The sequence below is a fragment of the Enterobacter sichuanensis genome (genome assembly GCF_002939185.1).
Lineage (GTDB): Bacteria > Pseudomonadota > Gammaproteobacteria > Enterobacterales > Enterobacteriaceae > Enterobacter > Enterobacter sichuanensis.
Genome location: NZ_POVL01000072.1, coordinates 1 through 16,760, shown reverse-complemented (window position 1 = coordinate 16,760; position 16,760 = coordinate 1). Strand labels below are relative to the sequence as shown.

The 16,760-nt window shown below is 58.3% G+C and carries 16 protein-coding genes; 3 read left to right on the top strand and 13 right to left on the bottom strand.

What is annotated here, in order from left to right; translation table 11 throughout:
- Positions 1-54: 54 nt before the first annotated feature.
- The 5 genes from C5687_RS21840 to C5687_RS21820 all read right to left on the bottom strand — a co-directional run bounded on the left by C5687_RS21840 (position 55) and on the right by C5687_RS21820 (position 5,524).
- Positions 55-1,764 (bottom strand): ABC-F family ATP-binding cassette domain-containing protein, encoded by a 1,710-nt coding sequence (locus tag C5687_RS21840; RefSeq protein ID WP_104557922.1) that lies wholly within the window; start codon positions 1,762-1,764, stop codon positions 55-57.
- A 353-nt stretch (positions 1,765-2,117) separates the two neighbouring features.
- Positions 2,118-3,815 carry an NAD-dependent malic enzyme gene (locus tag C5687_RS21835; protein ID WP_013096532.1) on the bottom strand — a complete coding sequence of 566 codons (1,698 nt, stop codon included), beginning with the start codon at positions 3,813-3,815 and terminating at the stop codon, positions 2,118-2,120.
- 176 nt (positions 3,816-3,991) lie between these two features.
- Positions 3,992-4,129, bottom strand: a complete 138-nt coding sequence (gene sra / locus C5687_RS21830; RefSeq protein ID WP_008501714.1) for a stationary-phase-induced ribosome-associated protein — start codon at positions 4,127-4,129, stop codon at positions 3,992-3,994.
- 95 nt (positions 4,130-4,224) lie between these two features.
- On the bottom strand, positions 4,225-4,440 hold the full coding sequence (gene bdm / locus C5687_RS21825) for a biofilm-dependent modulation protein (RefSeq protein WP_013096534.1): 216 nt from the start codon (positions 4,438-4,440) through the stop codon (positions 4,225-4,227).
- A 232-nt stretch (positions 4,441-4,672) separates the two neighbouring features.
- The gene (locus C5687_RS21820; RefSeq protein ID WP_047958656.1) at positions 4,673-5,524 is read right to left on the bottom strand and encodes a Vmh family MBL fold metallo-hydrolase; all 852 of its coding nucleotides are present in this window, start codon (positions 5,522-5,524) and stop codon (positions 4,673-4,675) included.
- 110 nt (positions 5,525-5,634) lie between these two features.
- Here C5687_RS21820 and C5687_RS21815 point away from each other — a divergent pair, with 110 nt between their 5' ends.
- Complete coding sequence (locus C5687_RS21815; protein ID WP_104557921.1) at positions 5,635-6,510, top strand: LysR family transcriptional regulator; 876 nt, start codon at positions 5,635-5,637, stop codon at positions 6,508-6,510.
- On the opposite strand, the gene C5687_RS21810 is transcribed toward C5687_RS21815, so the two are convergent.
- On the bottom strand, positions 6,498-7,460 hold the full coding sequence (locus C5687_RS21810; RefSeq protein WP_373467668.1) for a hypothetical protein: 963 nt from the start codon (positions 7,458-7,460) through the stop codon (positions 6,498-6,500). The genes C5687_RS21815 and C5687_RS21810 overlap by 13 nt on opposite strands.
- 133 nt (positions 7,461-7,593) lie before the next feature.
- On the opposite strand from C5687_RS21810, the gene C5687_RS21805 reads away from it, so the two are divergent.
- A complete protein-coding gene (locus tag C5687_RS21805; protein ID WP_025756512.1) occupies positions 7,594-8,022 on the top strand; it encodes an OsmC family protein in 429 nt (142 codons plus the stop codon).
- Between the two features lie 88 nt (positions 8,023-8,110).
- Here C5687_RS21805 and C5687_RS21800 read toward each other — a convergent pair whose 3' ends face one another.
- The 7 genes from C5687_RS21800 to C5687_RS21770 are packed head-to-tail and all read right to left on the bottom strand — an operon-like array spanning position 8,111 to position 14,944.
- Positions 8,111-9,040, bottom strand: coding sequence for an oligopeptide/dipeptide ABC transporter ATP-binding protein (locus C5687_RS21800; protein ID WP_047958652.1), 930 nt, complete (start codon positions 9,038-9,040; stop codon positions 8,111-8,113).
- Positions 9,033-10,019 carry an ABC transporter ATP-binding protein gene (locus C5687_RS21795; RefSeq protein ID WP_047958651.1) on the bottom strand — a complete coding sequence of 329 codons (987 nt, stop codon included), beginning with the start codon at positions 10,017-10,019 and terminating at the stop codon, positions 9,033-9,035. The genes C5687_RS21800 and C5687_RS21795 overlap by 8 nt, the downstream gene beginning before the upstream one ends.
- On the bottom strand, positions 10,019-10,912 hold the full coding sequence (ddpC, locus tag C5687_RS21790) for a D,D-dipeptide ABC transporter permease (RefSeq protein ID WP_045285771.1): 894 nt from the start codon (positions 10,910-10,912) through the stop codon (positions 10,019-10,021). The genes C5687_RS21795 and ddpC overlap by 1 nt, the downstream gene beginning before the upstream one ends.
- A complete protein-coding gene (locus C5687_RS21785; RefSeq protein ID WP_104557918.1) occupies positions 10,909-11,931 on the bottom strand; it encodes an ABC transporter permease in 1,023 nt (340 codons plus the stop codon). The genes ddpC and C5687_RS21785 overlap by 4 nt, the downstream gene beginning before the upstream one ends.
- A 22-nt stretch (positions 11,932-11,953) precedes the next feature.
- Positions 11,954-13,486 carry an ABC transporter substrate-binding protein gene (locus C5687_RS21780; RefSeq protein WP_104557917.1) on the bottom strand — a complete coding sequence of 511 codons (1,533 nt, stop codon included), beginning with the start codon at positions 13,484-13,486 and terminating at the stop codon, positions 11,954-11,956.
- Between the two features lie 15 nt (positions 13,487-13,501).
- The gene (ddpX, locus tag C5687_RS21775) at positions 13,502-14,077 is read right to left on the bottom strand and encodes a D-alanyl-D-alanine dipeptidase (RefSeq protein WP_045285768.1); all 576 of its coding nucleotides are present in this window, start codon (positions 14,075-14,077) and stop codon (positions 13,502-13,504) included.
- A gap of 12 nt (positions 14,078-14,089) precedes the next feature.
- A complete protein-coding gene (locus tag C5687_RS21770; RefSeq protein ID WP_059386671.1) occupies positions 14,090-14,944 on the bottom strand; it encodes a MurR/RpiR family transcriptional regulator in 855 nt (284 codons plus the stop codon).
- Positions 14,945-15,210: 266 nt separating this feature from the next.
- On the opposite strand from C5687_RS21770, the gene C5687_RS21765 reads away from it, so the two are divergent.
- Positions 15,211-16,692, top strand: coding sequence for an alpha/beta hydrolase (locus tag C5687_RS21765; RefSeq protein WP_104557916.1), 1,482 nt, complete (start codon positions 15,211-15,213; stop codon positions 16,690-16,692).
- The last annotated feature ends 68 nt before the right edge of the window (positions 16,693-16,760 follow it).

Genomic DNA, 16,760 nt, shown 5'->3' with positions numbered 1-16,760 from the left:
CTAATAATTAAGGGGGAAAATGCTGGCCCGGCGAGGCGCTCGCCGGGCGCAGACTTACAGCTGTGCTTCTATCTCCTCTATCTCTTTACGCCATTGCGCCTGAAGCTGCGGTTTTTGATGTTTCGGTTTGCGCGCCAGATCGTCTGCCAGCAGCGTTTCCAGCGCGACCAGCCGTTCAAGCAGATCGTCATACGGTGAGGGTTGAACCGTCGCGGCGGCAGCGGGCACAGTGGCCATTACCAGCCCCGCGCTTTCACGCAGCCGCGCAAACACCGCTTCCGCGTCGTGCCATTCGCTCAGCGTACCGTCCTCTATCAGCCAGAAGCGGTTGCAGCTTTGGCTAATTAACTGACGATCGTGGCTGACCAGCAGCACGCCACCTTCAAACTGCTGCAGCGTTTCTGCCAGCGCCTCTTTGCCTTCCATGTCCAGATGGTTGGTTGGCTCATCGAGCATCAGCAGGCTATAGCGGGCGAGCGTCAGGCCCACAAACAGCAGGCGTGAACGCTCGCCGCCGCTGAGCGTGCTGACTTTCTGCCCGTGACGGGACCACGGGAACCCGGCGCTGATAAGCGCCATCTTCCGGTTTTGCGGGTCGGGCGCGAAAGGCTCCAGCGCATCAAGCAGCGTGGCGTCATCCGGGAGCTGGTTCAGCGTCTGATCGTAATAGCCCGGCGAGACGCGCGGATGGATTTTCAGCCCGCAGTCCGCCGGTTCATCGGTAAAATGTCGCCAGATAAGCTTCATTAACGACGATTTACCGCAGCCGTTACGCCCGACAATCGCCACGCGATCGCCGCTTTTCAGCCGTGCCGTTTCGATGTTAAACAGCGGCGGTAGCCCTGGCGCAGGCGGGACGCTGAGGTTTTCCATCTCCAGCAGACGGTCTGCCCGCAGCGCGTCACCGCGCAGGCTTAACGTCCACGGGCTACCCGCCGTGAGCGCGGTCTGGCTCTCTTTCAGGCGTTCGACCTGTTTTTCCATCTGTTTGGCTTTGCGGGCCAGGTCTTCGTTGTCGTAAACCTTGCCCCAGGTCGCCAGCCGCTTCGCGCTGGCGGTCACGCGGTCGATCTCCTTTTGCTCCGCCTTGTGGCGCTGCGCGTCGCTTTCATCCCTGGCTTCCAGCGCCTTGCGTGCCGCCGTGCAGGGAAGGGCAAAGTAGTGCAGCGTTTTATCGCGCAGGATCCAGCTGCCGTTGGTGACGGCATCCAGCAGCTGTCTGTCATGCGAGACCAGCACGAAACTGCCTGACCAGTGCTGTAAAAAGTGCTCCAGCCAGAGCATGGTCGGCAGGTCCAGGTGGTTGCTGGGTTCATCAAGCAGGAGCAGGTCCGGCTCGTGGATCAGCGCCCGCGCCAGCAGCAGGCGGGTGTGCTGACCGCCGCTGAGCGTGGCGGCGTGCAGCGCCATATCCTGCGGCGTAAAGCCCATGCCCGCCAGCAGCGTTTCAGCTTTCCAGCGCAGGCTGTCGCGTTCCGCAGAGGGCAAGCGGGCCAGGACGGCATCCAGCATGGTCAGCGGATGAATCGCCTCCGGCAGATGTTGTTCCACGCGCGCCATCAGGCAGTGCCCGGCCAGCGCTACCGTCCCGGCAGCAGGAGAGTCAGTGCCGTCCAGCACCTTCAGCAGCGTACTTTTGCCACAGCCGTTATCGCCCAGCAGACCAATGCGGTCGCCTTTTTTCAGCGTAAAGGAGAGAGAGTCGAAGAGCGTGCCAAACGCCGTATCAACGCGTAAAGATTGTGCAGTGAGTAAAGTGCTCATTATTGCTTACCCAAGAGTTACAGGCATGTTTATGCCTCGTCAAACATCGCTGACGATAACTCAGGAAGCCCGAGAGAAGGGATTTCAGGGGGTGGTGTCTTCGCTCAAGCAGAAGTTATCGCAGCACGATACCGATAACGCTTGAGCAGGTGCGATCACCAAATGTATGTGAAACATTGAAAATTTCACAGTACAGCATAATTGGCCTCCTTATATATTCAGTGGGTTAATGGATGAAAGGAGTGTAGCGGGGGAAAAGAGGTTTGGCTAGTGGGGCGTGAATGTGTGATTCATATTGAGGGTTCGGAACCATTCCCTCTCCCTTTGGGAGAGGGAATGGTTGAGGCGCAGAGTTAAATCGAAGTACGACGATAGCTACGGTATTCAGGCATCCAGAAGTTGTCGTCAATCGCCTGCTGCAGCGCGTCGGCAGAGGTCTTCACCGCCACACCCTGCTGCTGCGCCATTTTACCGACCGCAAAGGCGATAGCACGCGACACCTTATGAATGTCTTTCAGCTCTGGCAGCACCAGACCTTCGCCGTCATTGACCAGCGGCGAGTGGCCCGCCAGGGTTTCGCTCGCGGACATCAGCATTTCATCGGTAATGCGCGACGCCCCGGAGGCGATAACGCCCAGACCAATGCCCGGGAAGATATACGAGTTGTTACACTGGGCAATCGGATAAGTTTTATCTTTCCACACGACCGGATCGAACGGGCTGCCGGTAGCAACCAGCGCGTTACCTTCGGTCCAGGCAATGATGTCCTGCGGCGTTGCTTCCACGCGGGAGGTCGGGTTGGAGAGCGGCATCACGATAGGGCGTTCGCAGTGCTTGTGCATCTCGCGAATAATCTCTTCGGTGAAGAGACCGGTTTGCCCGGAAACGCCAATCAGAATATCCGGCTTCACGTTGCGCACCACGTCGAGCAGGGAGAGCACTTCGTTGTCGGTATCCCAGTTTTTCAGGTTCTCGCGTTTCTGTACCAGTTTGGTCTGGAACGGCAGCAGGTTCGGCATACCGTCGGTCAGCAGGCCGAAACGATCAACCATAAAGACGCGGGAGCGGGCCAGCTCTTCACTCAGGCCTTCACGCTGGGTCTGGGCGATAATCTGCTCGGCGATACCGCAGCCCGCAGAGCCCGCGCCCAGGAAGACAATTTTCTGGTAGCTCAGCTGGCTGCCGGCCGCGCGGCTGGCGGCGATAAGCGTCCCCACGGTCACCGCGGCGGTGCCCTGAATGTCGTCGTTAAAGGAGCAGATCTCGTCGCGATAGCGGTTCAGCAGCGGCATCGCGTTTTTCTGCGCGAAGTCTTCGAACTGCAGCAGCACGTCCGGCCAGCGGTGCTTCACGGCCTGGATGAAATCATCGACAAACTGATAATACTCGTCGTCAGTAATACGCGGATGACGCCAGCCCATATAGAGCGGATCGTTAAGCAACTGCTGGTTGTTGGTACCGACATCCAGCACCACTGGCAGGGTATACGCCGGGCTGATGCCGCCACAGGCGGTATAGAGGGAGAGTTTACCGATTGGGATCCCCATCCCGCCAATGCCCTGGTCGCCGAGGCCGAGAATACGTTCGCCGTCAGTCACCACGATCACTTTGATATTGTGGTTCGGCACGTTCTGCAGAATGTCGTCCATGTTGTGACGGTTCTGATAAGAGATAAATACCCCGCGGGAGCGGCGGTAGATCTCAGAGAAACGCTCACAGGCCGCACCTACCGTCGGGGTGTAGATCACCGGCATCATCTCTTCCAGATGGTTCTGCACCAGGCGGTAGAAGAGGGTTTCATTGGTGTCCTGAATGTTACGCAGGTAGATGTGCTTGTCGATTTCAGTTTTGAAACCCTGATACTGGATCCACGCGCGCTCTGCCTGCTCTTCAATGGTTTCCACCACTTCCGGCAGTAAACCCAGCAGGTTAAAGCTACTGCGCTCTTCCATGCTGAAGGCGCTGCCTTTGTTGAGCAGGGGGAATTCGAGTAAAACCGGTCCGGCGTATGGGATGTATAAGGAACGATGTTTTTTCAGTTTGTTGTCCATGTCACTCACTCTTTTTATGAAGATCCGTCCCTGACACTGCTGTTTGTCATCTTTCTGGCCTGTGCGATGGGATGCGGTCCGGCGGTATTATAAAGGAGCTAAATATGAATTACCGCAACACATAAACAAAAACACCATCGGGATTACCGATGGTGTTCTGGATCTCACTCTGGAACTTACTTGCCGGCGTGGCGTTTTCTGCCGGTGGCGTGAGTGACTTGCGTCTCATGGTCGCCTTCAATCACCACTTTGCGCTGATTAGAAAGCTTGTAGTTCAGTCCCAGAATATGGCGTGCCTGACGGTTCGATTTCATGTTAACTCCTCAATCCTGTTGATAGTTTTAAGGACCAGTTTGCTTACGCAAACGAAATGTAACCCCTTAGGTTGCAGATCCAGCTTAGCAGGTTTTTACAAGGGTGCGTTTTGCCCGCTGACGACATAGTTAATGGTTTGCTGGTAGATGTCACTGAGGATGTCATTGTCTGTGGATTCCACCCATTTGGTCAGTTCCATTAAAATGTCATCTTCAGTCACAGCACCGTGCTCGGCGTGAAGACCCTGCGCAATCGCGTTAACGAGTTCAGGTTGTGCTGCTGCGGTATTAGCCGGGTAATAAGTAAACATGCTGCCTCCGTGTCGTTGTCTGTTTAATGGTACGGCTCGCAAAAAAATTAATTCATAAACAGAATGGCAAATATTTCCCCGGTTGTGGTTCAGATTCATCTTAGAAATATAAATGTCTTAAGTGCATGCTTTTATGTGGTTTTAACGGGTGAGAATATATTGGCGCGTCACGGAGGGAATATTAGGGAGGTGCTCCTGCCATCATGAAAATAGAGCAGGAGCAGCATTTAAATTACCACTTCATTTCGCCGGTATTGACCTTAGCGCTTAATTCCAGCGAGCTCTCTTCCGCAAGATTCGGATACTGTTTTTTCAGGGTACGGATAACGCCAGCGGAATCTTTATGTGCAGCTAAAGCCTTTTCAAAGCGCTGCAGATAGTCACGCGTAAAATCAATCGCGCCACTACCCGCGGGTGGGTTACCCAGATAGTGACCCGGGATCACGCGTTCTGGCTTATGCGCAGCCATCGCCTGCAGGGTATCCTGCCACTGCTTACGGCTTTCCGCGGTCTGCGTGTCTGCCGTCCAGACGTGAATACCCCAGGCTACCCCGGTGCCGCCGAGGATGGTTTTCGCTGACGGGATCCACACATAGGCCGCGTAGCTGTCAGGCTGCTCGATGTCGATCTTTTCTCCGTCAACCATAAACGTGGTGGAGGCGAGTACCTGCGGAACAACCAGTTCCGTTGGCGCACCGTCTTTCATCTGCGGGCCCCAGAAAGCCAGCTTCGCGTCTTTGGTGGCCTTAATATGGTCAACCACGTGCTGTGTGGCCACCACTTTGGCATTCGGGAAGGCTTTAACCAGCGGCTGCAGGCCAAAGTAGAAATCCGGATCGCCGGAGGTGATCACAATCTTATTCAGGGTTTTGCCGCTGCGGCGAATCTTCTCCACCAGCGCTTCGCCATCTTTCACGCTGAACTGCGCGTCAAACAGCACCGCTTCCTTCGGACCGGAAACCAGCGTGGAAGAGACCGCGAAAATGCCTTTTTCCTGCGGGTTATAGGTATCGACGTTCAGCGGTGCGGCAAACGCGGCCGGCGTGAAAAGGGTGGAAAGCAGGGCAATGTGAGTGAGTTTCATGCTGTTGTCTCTGTTGTTCAGGAATGTCTCTATTGTACGGATATTCGTATTTGCCAGAATTCCTGAAACAAGACATGCTTAGTTTCATAAATCGAGCAGATGGAGTAGATATGGATCGCGTTATTGCCGCCCAGGTTTATAACCGGATATGCGAGCTGGGAAGTTTGAGCGCGGCGGCCCGCGCGCTGGGGATCTCCCGGCCGATGGTAAGCCGCTATCTGGAACAAATGGAAAAGTGGGCGGGAACCCGGCTGGTAAACCGCTCCACGCGCAAACTGACGCTGACCGCGGCAGGCGAAAAGGTGTTGCAAAAAACGCGGACGCTCTCGCAGATCTCGCAGGAAATTGAGGGCCAGTCGGAAAAAGATCTGCCGTCAGGCACCCTGCGGGTGGCCTGCGCGCACTTTACCGCCATGCACCTGATTGCGCCGGTGCTGCCCGGTCTGCTCTCGCGCTACCCGCAGCTGCGTATCGAGCTGGACGTGAATAATCACCCGGTGAGCCTGGTGGGTGAGCGTATTGATGTTGCCGTGCGTATTACCGACAACCCCGAGCCCGGGATGATTGCCCGCCGCCTGGGGGAGTGTCGTTCGGTACTCTGCGCCTCGCCGGATTATCTGGAACAGCACGGGACACCCGACAGCCCCGAAGCATTAGCGCAGCATAACTGCCTGCACTACAGCTTTTTTGCCGGGCAGTCCTGGCACTTTCTGACCCCGGTAGGGGAAAGCCTGAGCGTCGCCGTCAGCGGCAACCTGAGCGCCAGCATCTCTTCGCTACTCATGGACGCGGCGATGAAGCACTGCGGTATTGCCATGCTGCCGGAGCGCGAAGCGCGTGCCGCCCTGGAGCAGGGATTGCTGGTGCCGGTACTGGCGGCGCTGGAGCCGAAACCGCTGGCCATCCATGGCATTTATCAGTCCCGGGAGTACCAGCCTGCCGCGCTGCGGGTGTTCCTTGATGAGCTGGCCCGCTACCTGGCATGAGGGGGCGACGACTTCTCCTGTAGCCAGGGCGAAGCCGTGCTCCAGAAAATAATATCGGCTCCGAGATAGTTTTCTGCAAACTGGTCAAATTCCGCCTTGGTGAAGGGCTTACCGGTCTTTGGATTTTTATAAGTCAGGGTTGGCTCCTGCACCGCCATCGCGATGAGCGGCAGCGTCTGTTTATTTTTATTGAAGAAGGGATAGGCATTCTTCATGTGCGCCTTGCGGTTGGGCACGATGTCCGGCCCGCCGAGGCCGATGTTGTTGGCGCTGGCATAAGCAAAAAGCCGCCCCATGTAGTTATGGTCATTGTCCCATTCGCACGGCCAGAAATTGACATATTGCACCACATGGGATTTCTGAAAAGCCTTACGCGCAAAGGCCAGGTTTTCCATTTCACCGGCAAAGTAGCTGTCGCAGCTAAACCCGGCGGGCGGATGTTTCTCGTCGAGATCGATGGCGGTTTCGGGCAGGTTTACCCCATACACCTCGCCATCAAAGCGTTTTGCAAGGGCCGTCAGCAGCGCCTGGTAGCGCTGACGCACGGCAGGATCCCACTGGCGCGCCACCCATCCTGAACCGACGGGCTTGCCTTCGCCGGGGTTATCGAACTGCGGTGCGAGTCCGCCACCGTATTGCTTATCGTGCAGCAGATAATCCGGGACGTAGCGGGCGCCCGGCTCAAAAAAACGGTCCTGGATCTGGATGAAGAGCTTTTTTCGCGCGGCCTGAAGGCGCGCCAGATCCCGTTCAATCCGCGAGAAGTCATACCGGTCTTTATCGGGCTCAAGCGCCCGCCAGTTATAGACGATCTGAACGCCGCCGATGTCGCTTCGCGCAACGAGCGGGAACGCCGCGTCGAGTTCGCCGGAGCTGGTGTAGATAAAGTTCTCCGGCGTTTTCGCCAGCAAAGATAACGAGAGAGACAGCGTGGTTACCGCAACGGCCATCCTGATTTTTAGCGCCACAGGTTTATCCTTTTTGTCGGTACAGCAGGTGAATGTCCCGGAATTATCTGTGTTCCGGGGTGGGGCAGATACGTAGTCTATACTTAACCCTTTGTAAGCCAAAAGGAGAGCAAGAATGACGATTCATAAGCACGGTTCGGCACACTGGTCCGGTGATATCAAGCAGGGGAAAGGGACGGTTTCTACTGAAAGTGGCGTCCTGAATCAACAACCTTACGGCTTTAATACCCGTTTCGAAGGCGCCAAAGGGACCAACCCGGAAGAGCTGATTGGTGCAGCACATGCTGCCTGCTTCTCAATGGCACTGTCGCTGATGATTGGTGAAGCGGGCTACACCGCGGATTCCATTGATACCACGGCGGATGTCTCGCTGGATAAAACCGAGAGTGGCTTTGCAATCAGCAAAATTGCGCTAACCAGTAAGGTTACTGTGCCAGGTATCGACCCACAGAAGTTTGACGGCATTATTCAGAAAGCCAAGGCGGGCTGCCCGGTGTCGCAGGTACTGAAAGCCGAGATCACGCTGGACTATACGCTTAACTGAGCCTGAGCCGGGTTAGCGCCCGGCTATCCCTTTTGCCGGGTGGCGCTACGCTTACCCGGCTGTTTGTGGACGGCGGGATGGCACAAATCTAATCCAGATTGCGCCAGCAGCGAACGTTACGGCCCTCGCGAGAGGGCTGTAACGGCTGGGGACGTTCACATCCCTGCGTTGCCATCGGGCAACGGTCGCGGAAAAAACAGCCTTCAGGCAGATGACGGTTGCCGGGAAGCTCCGTTTTGCGCAAGGCCAGATTTTCGTCCAGCGGTTCACCGGTGCGGGGGACCGAATCAAGCAACAGACGGGTATAGGGATGGCGCGGCTCGCCCAGAACCTGCGCGGCGCTGCCCAGCTCGACAATCTGCCCGAGGTACATCACCGCCACGCGATCGCTCATGTGCCTGACCACCGAGACGTTATGCGAGATTAACACGTAGGTCAGATTACGCTGCTGCTGTAGCGTCACCAGCAGGTTGAGGATCTGCGCCTGTACGGAGATATCCAGCGCGCTGGTGGGTTCATCGAGCACGATGATGTCCGGATCGGACGAGAGCGCCCGGGCGATGGCGATGCGCTGGCGCTGCCCGCCGGAGAAAGCGTGCGAAAGACGGTCGAGATATTCCGGACGAATACCCACCTGCATCGCCAGGTGTTCAGCCAGCTGACGTCGCTGCCGCTCGCTGCTGCGTTTTTGCACCCACACCGGCTCGGTGATGATGCGCCAGACCGGCAGGCGCGGGTCGAGCGAGGAGAGCGGATCCTGAAACACCATCTGCATACCGCCTGCGTGGGACGTCCGCTGACATGCGCCGGTGCTGGGCTTAAGCATGCCCATCAGCAACTGGGCAAGCGTGCTTTTCCCGCAGCCGGATTCCCCGACAATACCGAGCGTTTCCCCGCGGCGGATCTGCAGGTCGAGCCCGTTGAGCGCATGCACCTGTTCCGTGACGCGCCCCAGCCAGTTTTTGCGCGCCGCGAAGTTCACGTGCACGCTATCCAGTTCCAGCAGTACATCAGACATGGGCTTTCTCCCGTTGTGGATACCAGCAGGCGGCCTGTTGGCCCTCTGCGCCAGAAGGGCGTAAGCGCGGCGTTTCGCTGCATTTCGCCCCGGCGGCAAAGCAGCGTTCGCGGAACGCGCATCCCTGCGGAAGCTGGCTGAGGTTAGGCACCGTACCGGGGATGGCGGGGAGCAGGTCGCGCGGCTGGCCGTTTTCCGGGGCGCACTGCAGCAGGCCAATGGAGTAGGGATGCACGGGCTGGTGGATCAGCGTTTGTGTGGATCCGCTCTCGATCACGCTGCCGGCATACATTACATACACTCTGTCGCAGAGCTGCGACACCACAGCCATATCATGGCTGATAAACAGCACCGAGGTTCCGCTGGCCCGCGCCTTATGCTTCAGCAAGCGCAGCACCTGCAGCTGGACGGTGACATCCAGCGCGGTGGTGGGTTCGTCGGCGATAATCAGCTCCGGCTCGCAGGAGAAGGCAAGGGCGATCATCACCCGCTGGCGCATACCGCCTGAGAGTTCAAAGGGATAGCGCGACATCACCGCCTTCGCGTCCGGGATCTGCATCTCTTCCAGCAGGCTCATCGCCTTCTGCTGCGCCTCGCGCCGCGAAAGCGGCTGATGCTGGCGGATCACCTCCACCATCTGTTTGCCTATCCGACGCGTCGGGTTGAGGGCGGTCATCGGCTCCTGAAAAATCATCGCCACCCGGGCACCGCGCCACTGACGAAGCTGTTTCGCGGAGGCCGTCAGGACATTTTCGCCGAGTAATTTCACCTGACCATGATGAATACGATAGCTGCCCTCCGGCAGCAGCCGCATGGCGAGCATGGCGGTCACGGACTTGCCCGATCCCGATTCGCCCACCACGCCGACAATTTCGCCCCGGTTGATCTCCAGCGAGACGTGGTTCAGCGCGTGGACCTCCCCGCGAAAAATCGGAAAGCTCAGGTGCAGGTCTTCAATGCGTAATACCGGTTCGGTCATCACTGTTTTCCTCCCGATTTCGGATCCAGCAGATCGCGGATGCCATCGCCAAACAGGTTAAAGCCCACGGCGGTAATCAAAATCGCCGCTCCGGGAAATGCGCAGTACCACCACTGGTCCAGAACGTAATTACGGCCAACGGCCACCATCGCGCCCCATTCGGCGGTGGGCTGCTGCGCGCCGAGGCCAATAAACCCGAGCGTGGCTGCCATCAGAATGGCGCTGCCGATATCCAGCGAAGCCTGCACAATGAGCGGCGGCAAGGCGTTGCGCAGGATATGCCAGCTGATCAAATGCCAGCGGGATGCGCCGAACGTGCGGGCGGCCTGAACGTAGGTAAACTGGCGCACCACCAGGGTTTGCCCGCGCGCCAGGCGCACGTAAAACGGAATGCGGACAATCGCAATCGCCAGCATGGCGTTAAACAGGCTCGGCCCGAGCGCTGCCGCCAGCGCCATGGTCAGCACCAGGGAAGGAATGGAGAGCATAATGTCCATCACCCGCATAATAATGGCGTCGCCGCGCCCGCCCAGTACGCCGGACAAACAGCCCACCAGCGAGCCAATGCCTCCTGCAATCACCACCACCGCCAGTCCGGCGGTAATGGACTGCTGGCTGCCCGCCAGTACGCGGCTGAACAGATCCCGTCCCACCTCATCGGTGCCAAACCAGTGCTGCGCAGACGGCGCCTGCAGGCGAGCAGTCAGATCCAGCGCGTTCGGGTCATGCGGTACGATCCACGGCGCGGCCACCATAATGAAAAGCATCACCAGCATAATGACGCCGCCAACGATCGTGAGCGGGCTTTGACGCAGCATCCAGAACAGCTTTGCCCAGTTGATACGTTGCCTGGCGCGCTTAACAGGGACGGACGTTTCCTGAGTCAACATCATTCGGCACCTCCGCGCCCGATTCGCGGGTCAATCCACAGGTAAAGCAGATCGACCACCAGATTAACCAGCACGTAGGCCAGCGAAACGACGACCGCAAAGCCCATCACGGCAGGGAAATCAAGCGCCTGAATGGACGTTACCACCCAGGCACCCATCCCCGGCCAGGCAAAAACGGTTTCGGTGAGTACGGCGCCGTAGAGGAGATCCCCCAGCGCCAGCCCCAACACGGTGATGGACGGAATCATCGCATTGGGCAGGGCGTAGCGCAGGACGATATACCAGCCGGGCAGGCCGCTGGCGCGGGCGGTGCGGATATAGTCCTCGCTAAGCTGCTCCAGCATCGCCGAGCGAACCTGACGCGCCACGATGCCGAGATGCACAAACGCCAGCGTCAGCGAGGGTAAAATCAGGTGCTGAAGCGCATTGAAAAAGACCTCGCCGTTGCCTTCCAGCAGCGCATCCAGCAGATAAAAACCGGTGACGTGTGTCGGCGGGTCGAGCCAGTCATCCAGCCTGCCGCCGCCGGGCAAAAGCTGCAGATGTCCGTAGAACAGTACAATGACGCCCAGACCGAGCCAGAAGGCCGGGGTGGAAATACCGGTCATCGCCATCAGCCGTACCAGATGATCCAGCCAGCGGTTACTGTATACCGCTGACAAAATCCCCAGCGGCACGCCGATGACCAGCGCCAGCAGCAGAGAACAGAAGGCCAGCTCCAGCGTGGCGGGGAAAAAGGCCTTCAGATCCTCGGCGACCGGACGTCCGGTACGAATGGAGATGCCTAAATCCCCATGGGCCAGAGCATTTACGTAGCGGCCAAACTGAACATACAGCGGCTGATCCAGTCCCAGCTGCTGGCGAATGTTCTGCACTATTTCGTCGCTGGCGCGGTCACCGGCCAGCAGACGAGCCGGATCGCCGGGGATCAGGTGCGAAATAATAAACGTGATAATACAGACACCGGCCACCACCAGGAGTAACCCCCAGCAGCGCTGGCGCACAATGCTCCAGAACGTCATACACTTTCCCCCGGCGAAACGGTTACTTACTCATGGTGGCGATGTTGAATACCTGCTCGAGCATCGGATTAAAGGTGAAGCCTTTGACCTCTTTGTTCATCGCCAGCTGGTAGTTCTTCTGGAACAGATAAACGTAGGCCGCCTCGTCAATCACCACCTTTTGCGCCTGCTGGTAATCTTTGGTGCGCTCCGCCTGGTCTGTGGTTTTCAGCGCGGCCTGCAGCAGCGAATCGACCTCTTTGTTCTCATAGAACGAACGGTTGCCCGGCAGCCCTTTTTTGTCTGATTCAAACCAGTAGTTCATGAACATGTACGGGTCGGCAAAGTCCGGGCTCCAGTTACCGATGGCGATGTCGTAATCGCCTTTGCCGACGCGGTCGCGCATGGTGGCGTTGGCCAGTTTCTCCAGCTTGACGTTAATGCCGATCTTGCCAAGGCTGGCCTGCGTGGAAAGCGCGATAGGCTCCCAGTTCGGATCGTTGTCCGAGTAGAGGAAGGTCAGGCTGGCGGGTTTGTCTTTCACCTTCTCCAGGGCCGCTTTGGCTTTGGCCTCGTAAAAGCTGTACTGCATGGCCGTGGCGTCATAGCCCCACATGCCTTCCGGGATCGGGCCACGCATCTGCTTGCCGTTGCCGCTCAGAATGCCTTTGACCATGCCCTGATAGTCCGTCGCCCAGGAGACGGCCCGGCGTAAATCCACCTGGTTGAGCGGGGCTTTGCTGTTGTTGAGGTAGAGATAGGTCACGCGTAAGGAGGGGTATTCCGCGACGGCCACTTTCCCTTCCTGCTTCAGGGCCGCGAGCTGATCGACCGGCAGAGAATCAGCAATGTCCAGGTCGCCGCGGGAAAGCTGCAGCCGACGGGAGGCGCTTTCACCGATAATTTTCACCGACACGCGCTTAAAGTGCGGCTTTTCGCCCGGCCAGTGGGGATTCGGTACCAGGATCAACTGCTGGCCTTTCTGCCAGCTTTTCAGCATAAACGGCCCGGAGCCGGCAGTGTTTTGCGCCAGAAACCCGCGCGCGTCGTCCGCGGCATTGGCCTTCAGCACCCCCGGGTTAATGATGGAGGCTCCGTCATTCGCCAGAGTGTAGAGGAAAGGGGCGAACGGCTGGCTGAGGGTGAATTTCACCGTGTGGTCATCAATGGCCTCCACTTTCAGGTCTTTCGGGAAGGCTTCAGACGGCCCCTGGCTGAGCTTCAGCAGGCGCTCAAAGGAGAGTTTGACCGCCTCGGCGGTGACCGGTGTGCCGTCGGAGAATTTGGCGTTATCCGCCAGGGTAAACGTCCACTCCTTCTGGTCGTCGGAGGCTTTCCAGCCCGTCGACAGATCGCCTTCCACCTCGGTCGAACCGGGCTTGTACTTGACCAGACGCTGGTAGGACGGATAGGTAACGGTCCAGTCGTTGTTATCAATGGTGATAGCAGGATCGAGCGTTTGCGGATCGGCGGCTTTACCGATCGCCAGCATGTCTTTCGGGACGGCAGCCAGCGCCAGCGGGGCGCTCAGGGCCAGCGTAGCGGCAATGATGGTCGAGAGAAGCGATGTTTTCATGGCAGTGCTCCAGGTTTAAAGAGAGGTGTGCGTCTGGGGAAAACAGGCAAAACGGTCTTCAAGCAGCGGGTAGCTGGCGGCGTTCGGCAGTTCGAAGTGCCACCATTCGCTGGCAATCCCGACAAAACCGCCGCCGAACATGATGGCGTTCAACAGCAGACGGTTGCGCTGGGCGTGCGGCGGCACAGAGGGGTGATACGGATGCGAACGGTCGTGCATTTCGTCAAAACCGGCCCCCATATCCAGCACGACGTTATGTTCGTCCATCAGCGTGACGTCGATGGCCGTACCGCGGCTGTGATTGGAGCCAATCGCCACGTCGACGACATATTCCGGGTTCGGGCAGGCATCCCACAGCCGGGCCTGCGCCTGCTGCGGTCGATAGGCGTCGTAGACCACCAGCTTCAGCCCGGCCAGCGCGGCAATGCTGATGGCTTTCGCCAGCGCGGTGGCGGCGTCGGTATGCAGCAGGCACAGCGCCTCCTGATAAATCGGGCGGCCGGTGATGTTGTCGGCGGTGGCGTATTTCAGATCGATATGCAGCGTGGGAAAGGTCTTCGCCACATCAATCAGTTGACTCTCTTCGGGCATAGCTCCGCTCCTTTAGCGTTCGAATTGTCCAAACTCTTGTTGTAATTCCCGGTTGACCGCCAGGCGCGCCGGAAGCGCATCACCCAGTGCTTCCACCACGCCCGACAGCAGCAGGTTGAACAGGCAGCTCACCGGGGCAAGGGAATCCCAGAAATGACCGGTATCGGTTTTCACCTGCAGCAAATCAAGCGGGTAATCCCGCGCCCAGGGGCACCAGATGTCGGTAATTAAGGCCAGCGGAATGCCTTTCTCGCTCGCGACGCGGCAGTACTGACGCGCCATCGCGGAGTAGGTGCGCGTATCGGTCAGCACGACGTAGGGATGCGCAAACCCCGAGTTCAGGGATTCAACCCAGCTCCCGGATGCGCCTTCGGAATAGCTCACCCGCGGACGAAGGTACTCGAGGTGGCTGAAGAAGGCGTTGGCGATCCCGCGCGTGGACTGGATCCCCAGCACAAACACCGCGTCGGCGTGAGCAAGGCTATGCACCACCTGGCGGAAGACGTCCGTTTGCGCCAGCTGGTACACATGAGTGATGGCGTCCACTTCCAGCGACAGGGCGTGCTGAAGGCGATTGGGCAGAGGGCGCTGCTGCTGCCAGGAGTCCAGCCGCTCGTTCATGCCCCAGGGCTGATACGGGTCGCGCAGGCTCTTTTTAGCATCTTCAAGATTGCGATACCCCAGCTTGCGCAGGAAGCGTCCGACGGTGATCCCGCTGGTTCCGCTCGCCAGACCGACGCTCTCCGCCGTTTCAAACGGGATCTGCGCGGCGTGCGCCAGCAGCCAGCTTGCAACCCGCTTTTCGCTGGGCGTTAGCTGGCTGAAGATCGCTTCGATACGATTCAACATCTCAGGTTTCGTCGTCATACCGCCTCGCTGTTAACTGGCTGTCAAAAGCCAGATTTCTGTTACCACGTTAACAATGCATGACGAGTGCCATGTTCACAGGGCGGGTAAAACCCGCTGTGCGGTAAAATTCACGCAATATTTGTTTAACGAATGATCAACATTTGTGCAGCGTAGTTCACTTTTGGTGCACTGTCTGACACGGCAGGTATGAATTTGGTGAATACGTCAGCCTGTTCACATTTTTGATAAGATAGAGGCACTGTGAAGATAAAAGGGATCCCGGCATGGCGAATTTGCCCTGGCGTGTCAGCGTGCGCGTTATCGCGCTTGCAAAGAAAATGGCGATGGTTGTGGGGATCGTCGTGGTCGTCCTGCTGGCGGTGCGGGTGTATCTTTCGCAGCAGGGACCGGAACTGCACCTTTGGCACACCTGGCGGGCAGATGAAATGTCCGTGCGCGAGCTGGATAATGCCGATTTTGCCGGATATCTCACCCGGGAAAAGGCGATTTTCGCCGACCTGGATAACGCGGTAACGGCGAAAACAGGGCGCGAGGAGCAAACGCCGCTAAACCGTTATTATCGCCAGAGCCTGGTGTGGCCCGGTCAGTTTTCACCTGATGCCAACCGCTCATTTGTGCTGATGCCAGCCGGAAAGCCCCGCGGCGCGGTAGTACTGCTGCACGGGCTGACGGACTCGCCTTACAGCGTCAGGCATCTTGCCCTGAACTATCAGCAACACGGCTTCGTGGCCGTGGTTCCGCGCCTGCCCGGGCACGGCACCGCCCCCGGGGCGTTGACCGGCGTTGACTGGGAGATGTGGCTGGCGGCGACGCGGCTTGCCGTGCGGGAAGCCACGCGTCTGGCGGGAGAGAATGTGCCGTTGCATCTGGTGGGCTACTCCAACGGCGGAGCGCTGGCGATGAAATATGCCCTCGATGCGCTGGACGCGCCTGCGCTGCGAAAACCGCAGCAGGTGATACTGCTTTCGCCGATGATCGGCGTGACGGCCTTTGCGCGGTTCGCCGGTTTCGCCGGGCTCCCGGCGCTGCTGCCGGCATTTGCCAAAGCGGCGTGGCTGAATATCGCCCCGGAATATAACCCGTATAAATACAATTCTTTCCCGGTTAACGCCGCCCGCCAGTCGTGGCTGCTGACGAAAGCCCTGCAGGAGCAGATTGGCCGCGCGGCGCGGGAAAACAGGCTGGAGAATTTGCCGCCGGTGCTGGCGTTCCAGTCGGTGATGGATTCCACGGTCAGCACCCGCGCGGTGGTCACCGGTCTGTTTGACCAGCTTCCGGCAAACGGCAGCGAGCTGGTGGTGTTTGACATCAATCAGGCTGCCAGCTTCCGCCCGCTGTTCAAACCGTCGTCGTGGACGGCAACCTCGGCGCTGCTGCCGGTTGCACAGAGGCGTTACAGTGTCACGGTGATCACCAATGGGGACGAACACCGTTTCTCGGTGGTAGCGAAAACAACTCCGGCAGGCAGTACCCGCGAGACGGTCGTGCCGCTCGCCCAGTCCTGGCCGCAGGATGTTTATTCCCTGTCGCACGTTGCGGTGCCGTTCCCGCCGGATGACGATCTCTATGGCCGCGAGCCTGGCGTGAAAAACCGCTACGGCATCAGTCTGGGGACAATTGCGCTGTGGGGAGAGACGTCCGTGCTGAGCGTCGGCAAAGAGGCGCTGATGCGGGTCACCTCGAACCCGTTTTATGACTATATGCTGGAGAGGATCGACAGCCGGATTGGGGACGGGGAGAAGTAACGTTCCCTTGCAGAGTACAGTTTGAACTCGTAAAAAATTTAATTTTTATCAGTTCGGTATTATCTAAG

Excerpts from the sequence above, each read along its gene's own strand:
- ddpX (WP_045285768.1), bottom strand. The coding sequence starts at position 14,077 with ATGCCCGAAGAGAGTCAACTGATTGATGTGGCGAAGACCTTTCCCACG.
- C5687_RS21810 (WP_373467668.1), bottom strand. The coding sequence starts at position 7,460 with ATGGCCGTTGCGGTAACCACGCTGTCTCTCTCGTTATCTTTGCTGGCG.
- C5687_RS21805 (WP_025756512.1), top strand. The coding sequence starts at position 7,594 with ATGACGATTCATAAGCACGGTTCGGCACACTGGTCCGGTGATATCAAG.
- bdm (WP_013096534.1), bottom strand. The coding sequence starts at position 4,440 with ATGTTTACTTATTACCCGGCTAATACCGCAGCAGCACAACCTGAACTC.
- C5687_RS21800 (WP_047958652.1), bottom strand. The coding sequence starts at position 9,040 with ATGTCTGATGTACTGCTGGAACTGGATAGCGTGCACGTGAACTTCGCG.
- C5687_RS21770 (WP_059386671.1), bottom strand. The coding sequence starts at position 14,944 with ATGACGACGAAACCTGAGATGTTGAATCGTATCGAAGCGATCTTCAGC.
- C5687_RS21820 (WP_047958656.1), bottom strand. The coding sequence starts at position 5,524 with ATGAAACTCACTCACATTGCCCTGCTTTCCACCCTTTTCACGCCGGCC.
- C5687_RS21765 (WP_104557916.1), top strand. The coding sequence starts at position 15,211 with ATGGCGAATTTGCCCTGGCGTGTCAGCGTGCGCGTTATCGCGCTTGCA.
- C5687_RS21795 (WP_047958651.1), bottom strand. The coding sequence starts at position 10,019 with ATGACCGAACCGGTATTACGCATTGAAGACCTGCACCTGAGCTTTCCG.
- sra (WP_008501714.1), bottom strand. The coding sequence starts at position 4,129 with ATGAAATCGAACCGTCAGGCACGCCATATTCTGGGACTGAACTACAAG.
- C5687_RS21785 (WP_104557918.1), bottom strand. The coding sequence starts at position 11,931 with ATGACGTTCTGGAGCATTGTGCGCCAGCGCTGCTGGGGGTTACTCCTG.
- C5687_RS21840 (WP_104557922.1), bottom strand. The coding sequence starts at position 1,764 with ATGAGCACTTTACTCACTGCACAATCTTTACGCGTTGATACGGCGTTT.
- C5687_RS21815 (WP_104557921.1), top strand. The coding sequence starts at position 5,635 with ATGGATCGCGTTATTGCCGCCCAGGTTTATAACCGGATATGCGAGCTG.
- C5687_RS21780 (WP_104557917.1), bottom strand. The coding sequence starts at position 13,486 with ATGAAAACATCGCTTCTCTCGACCATCATTGCCGCTACGCTGGCCCTG.
- C5687_RS21835 (WP_013096532.1), bottom strand. The coding sequence starts at position 3,815 with ATGGACAACAAACTGAAAAAACATCGTTCCTTATACATCCCATACGCC.
- ddpC (WP_045285771.1), bottom strand. The coding sequence starts at position 10,912 with ATGATGTTGACTCAGGAAACGTCCGTCCCTGTTAAGCGCGCCAGGCAA.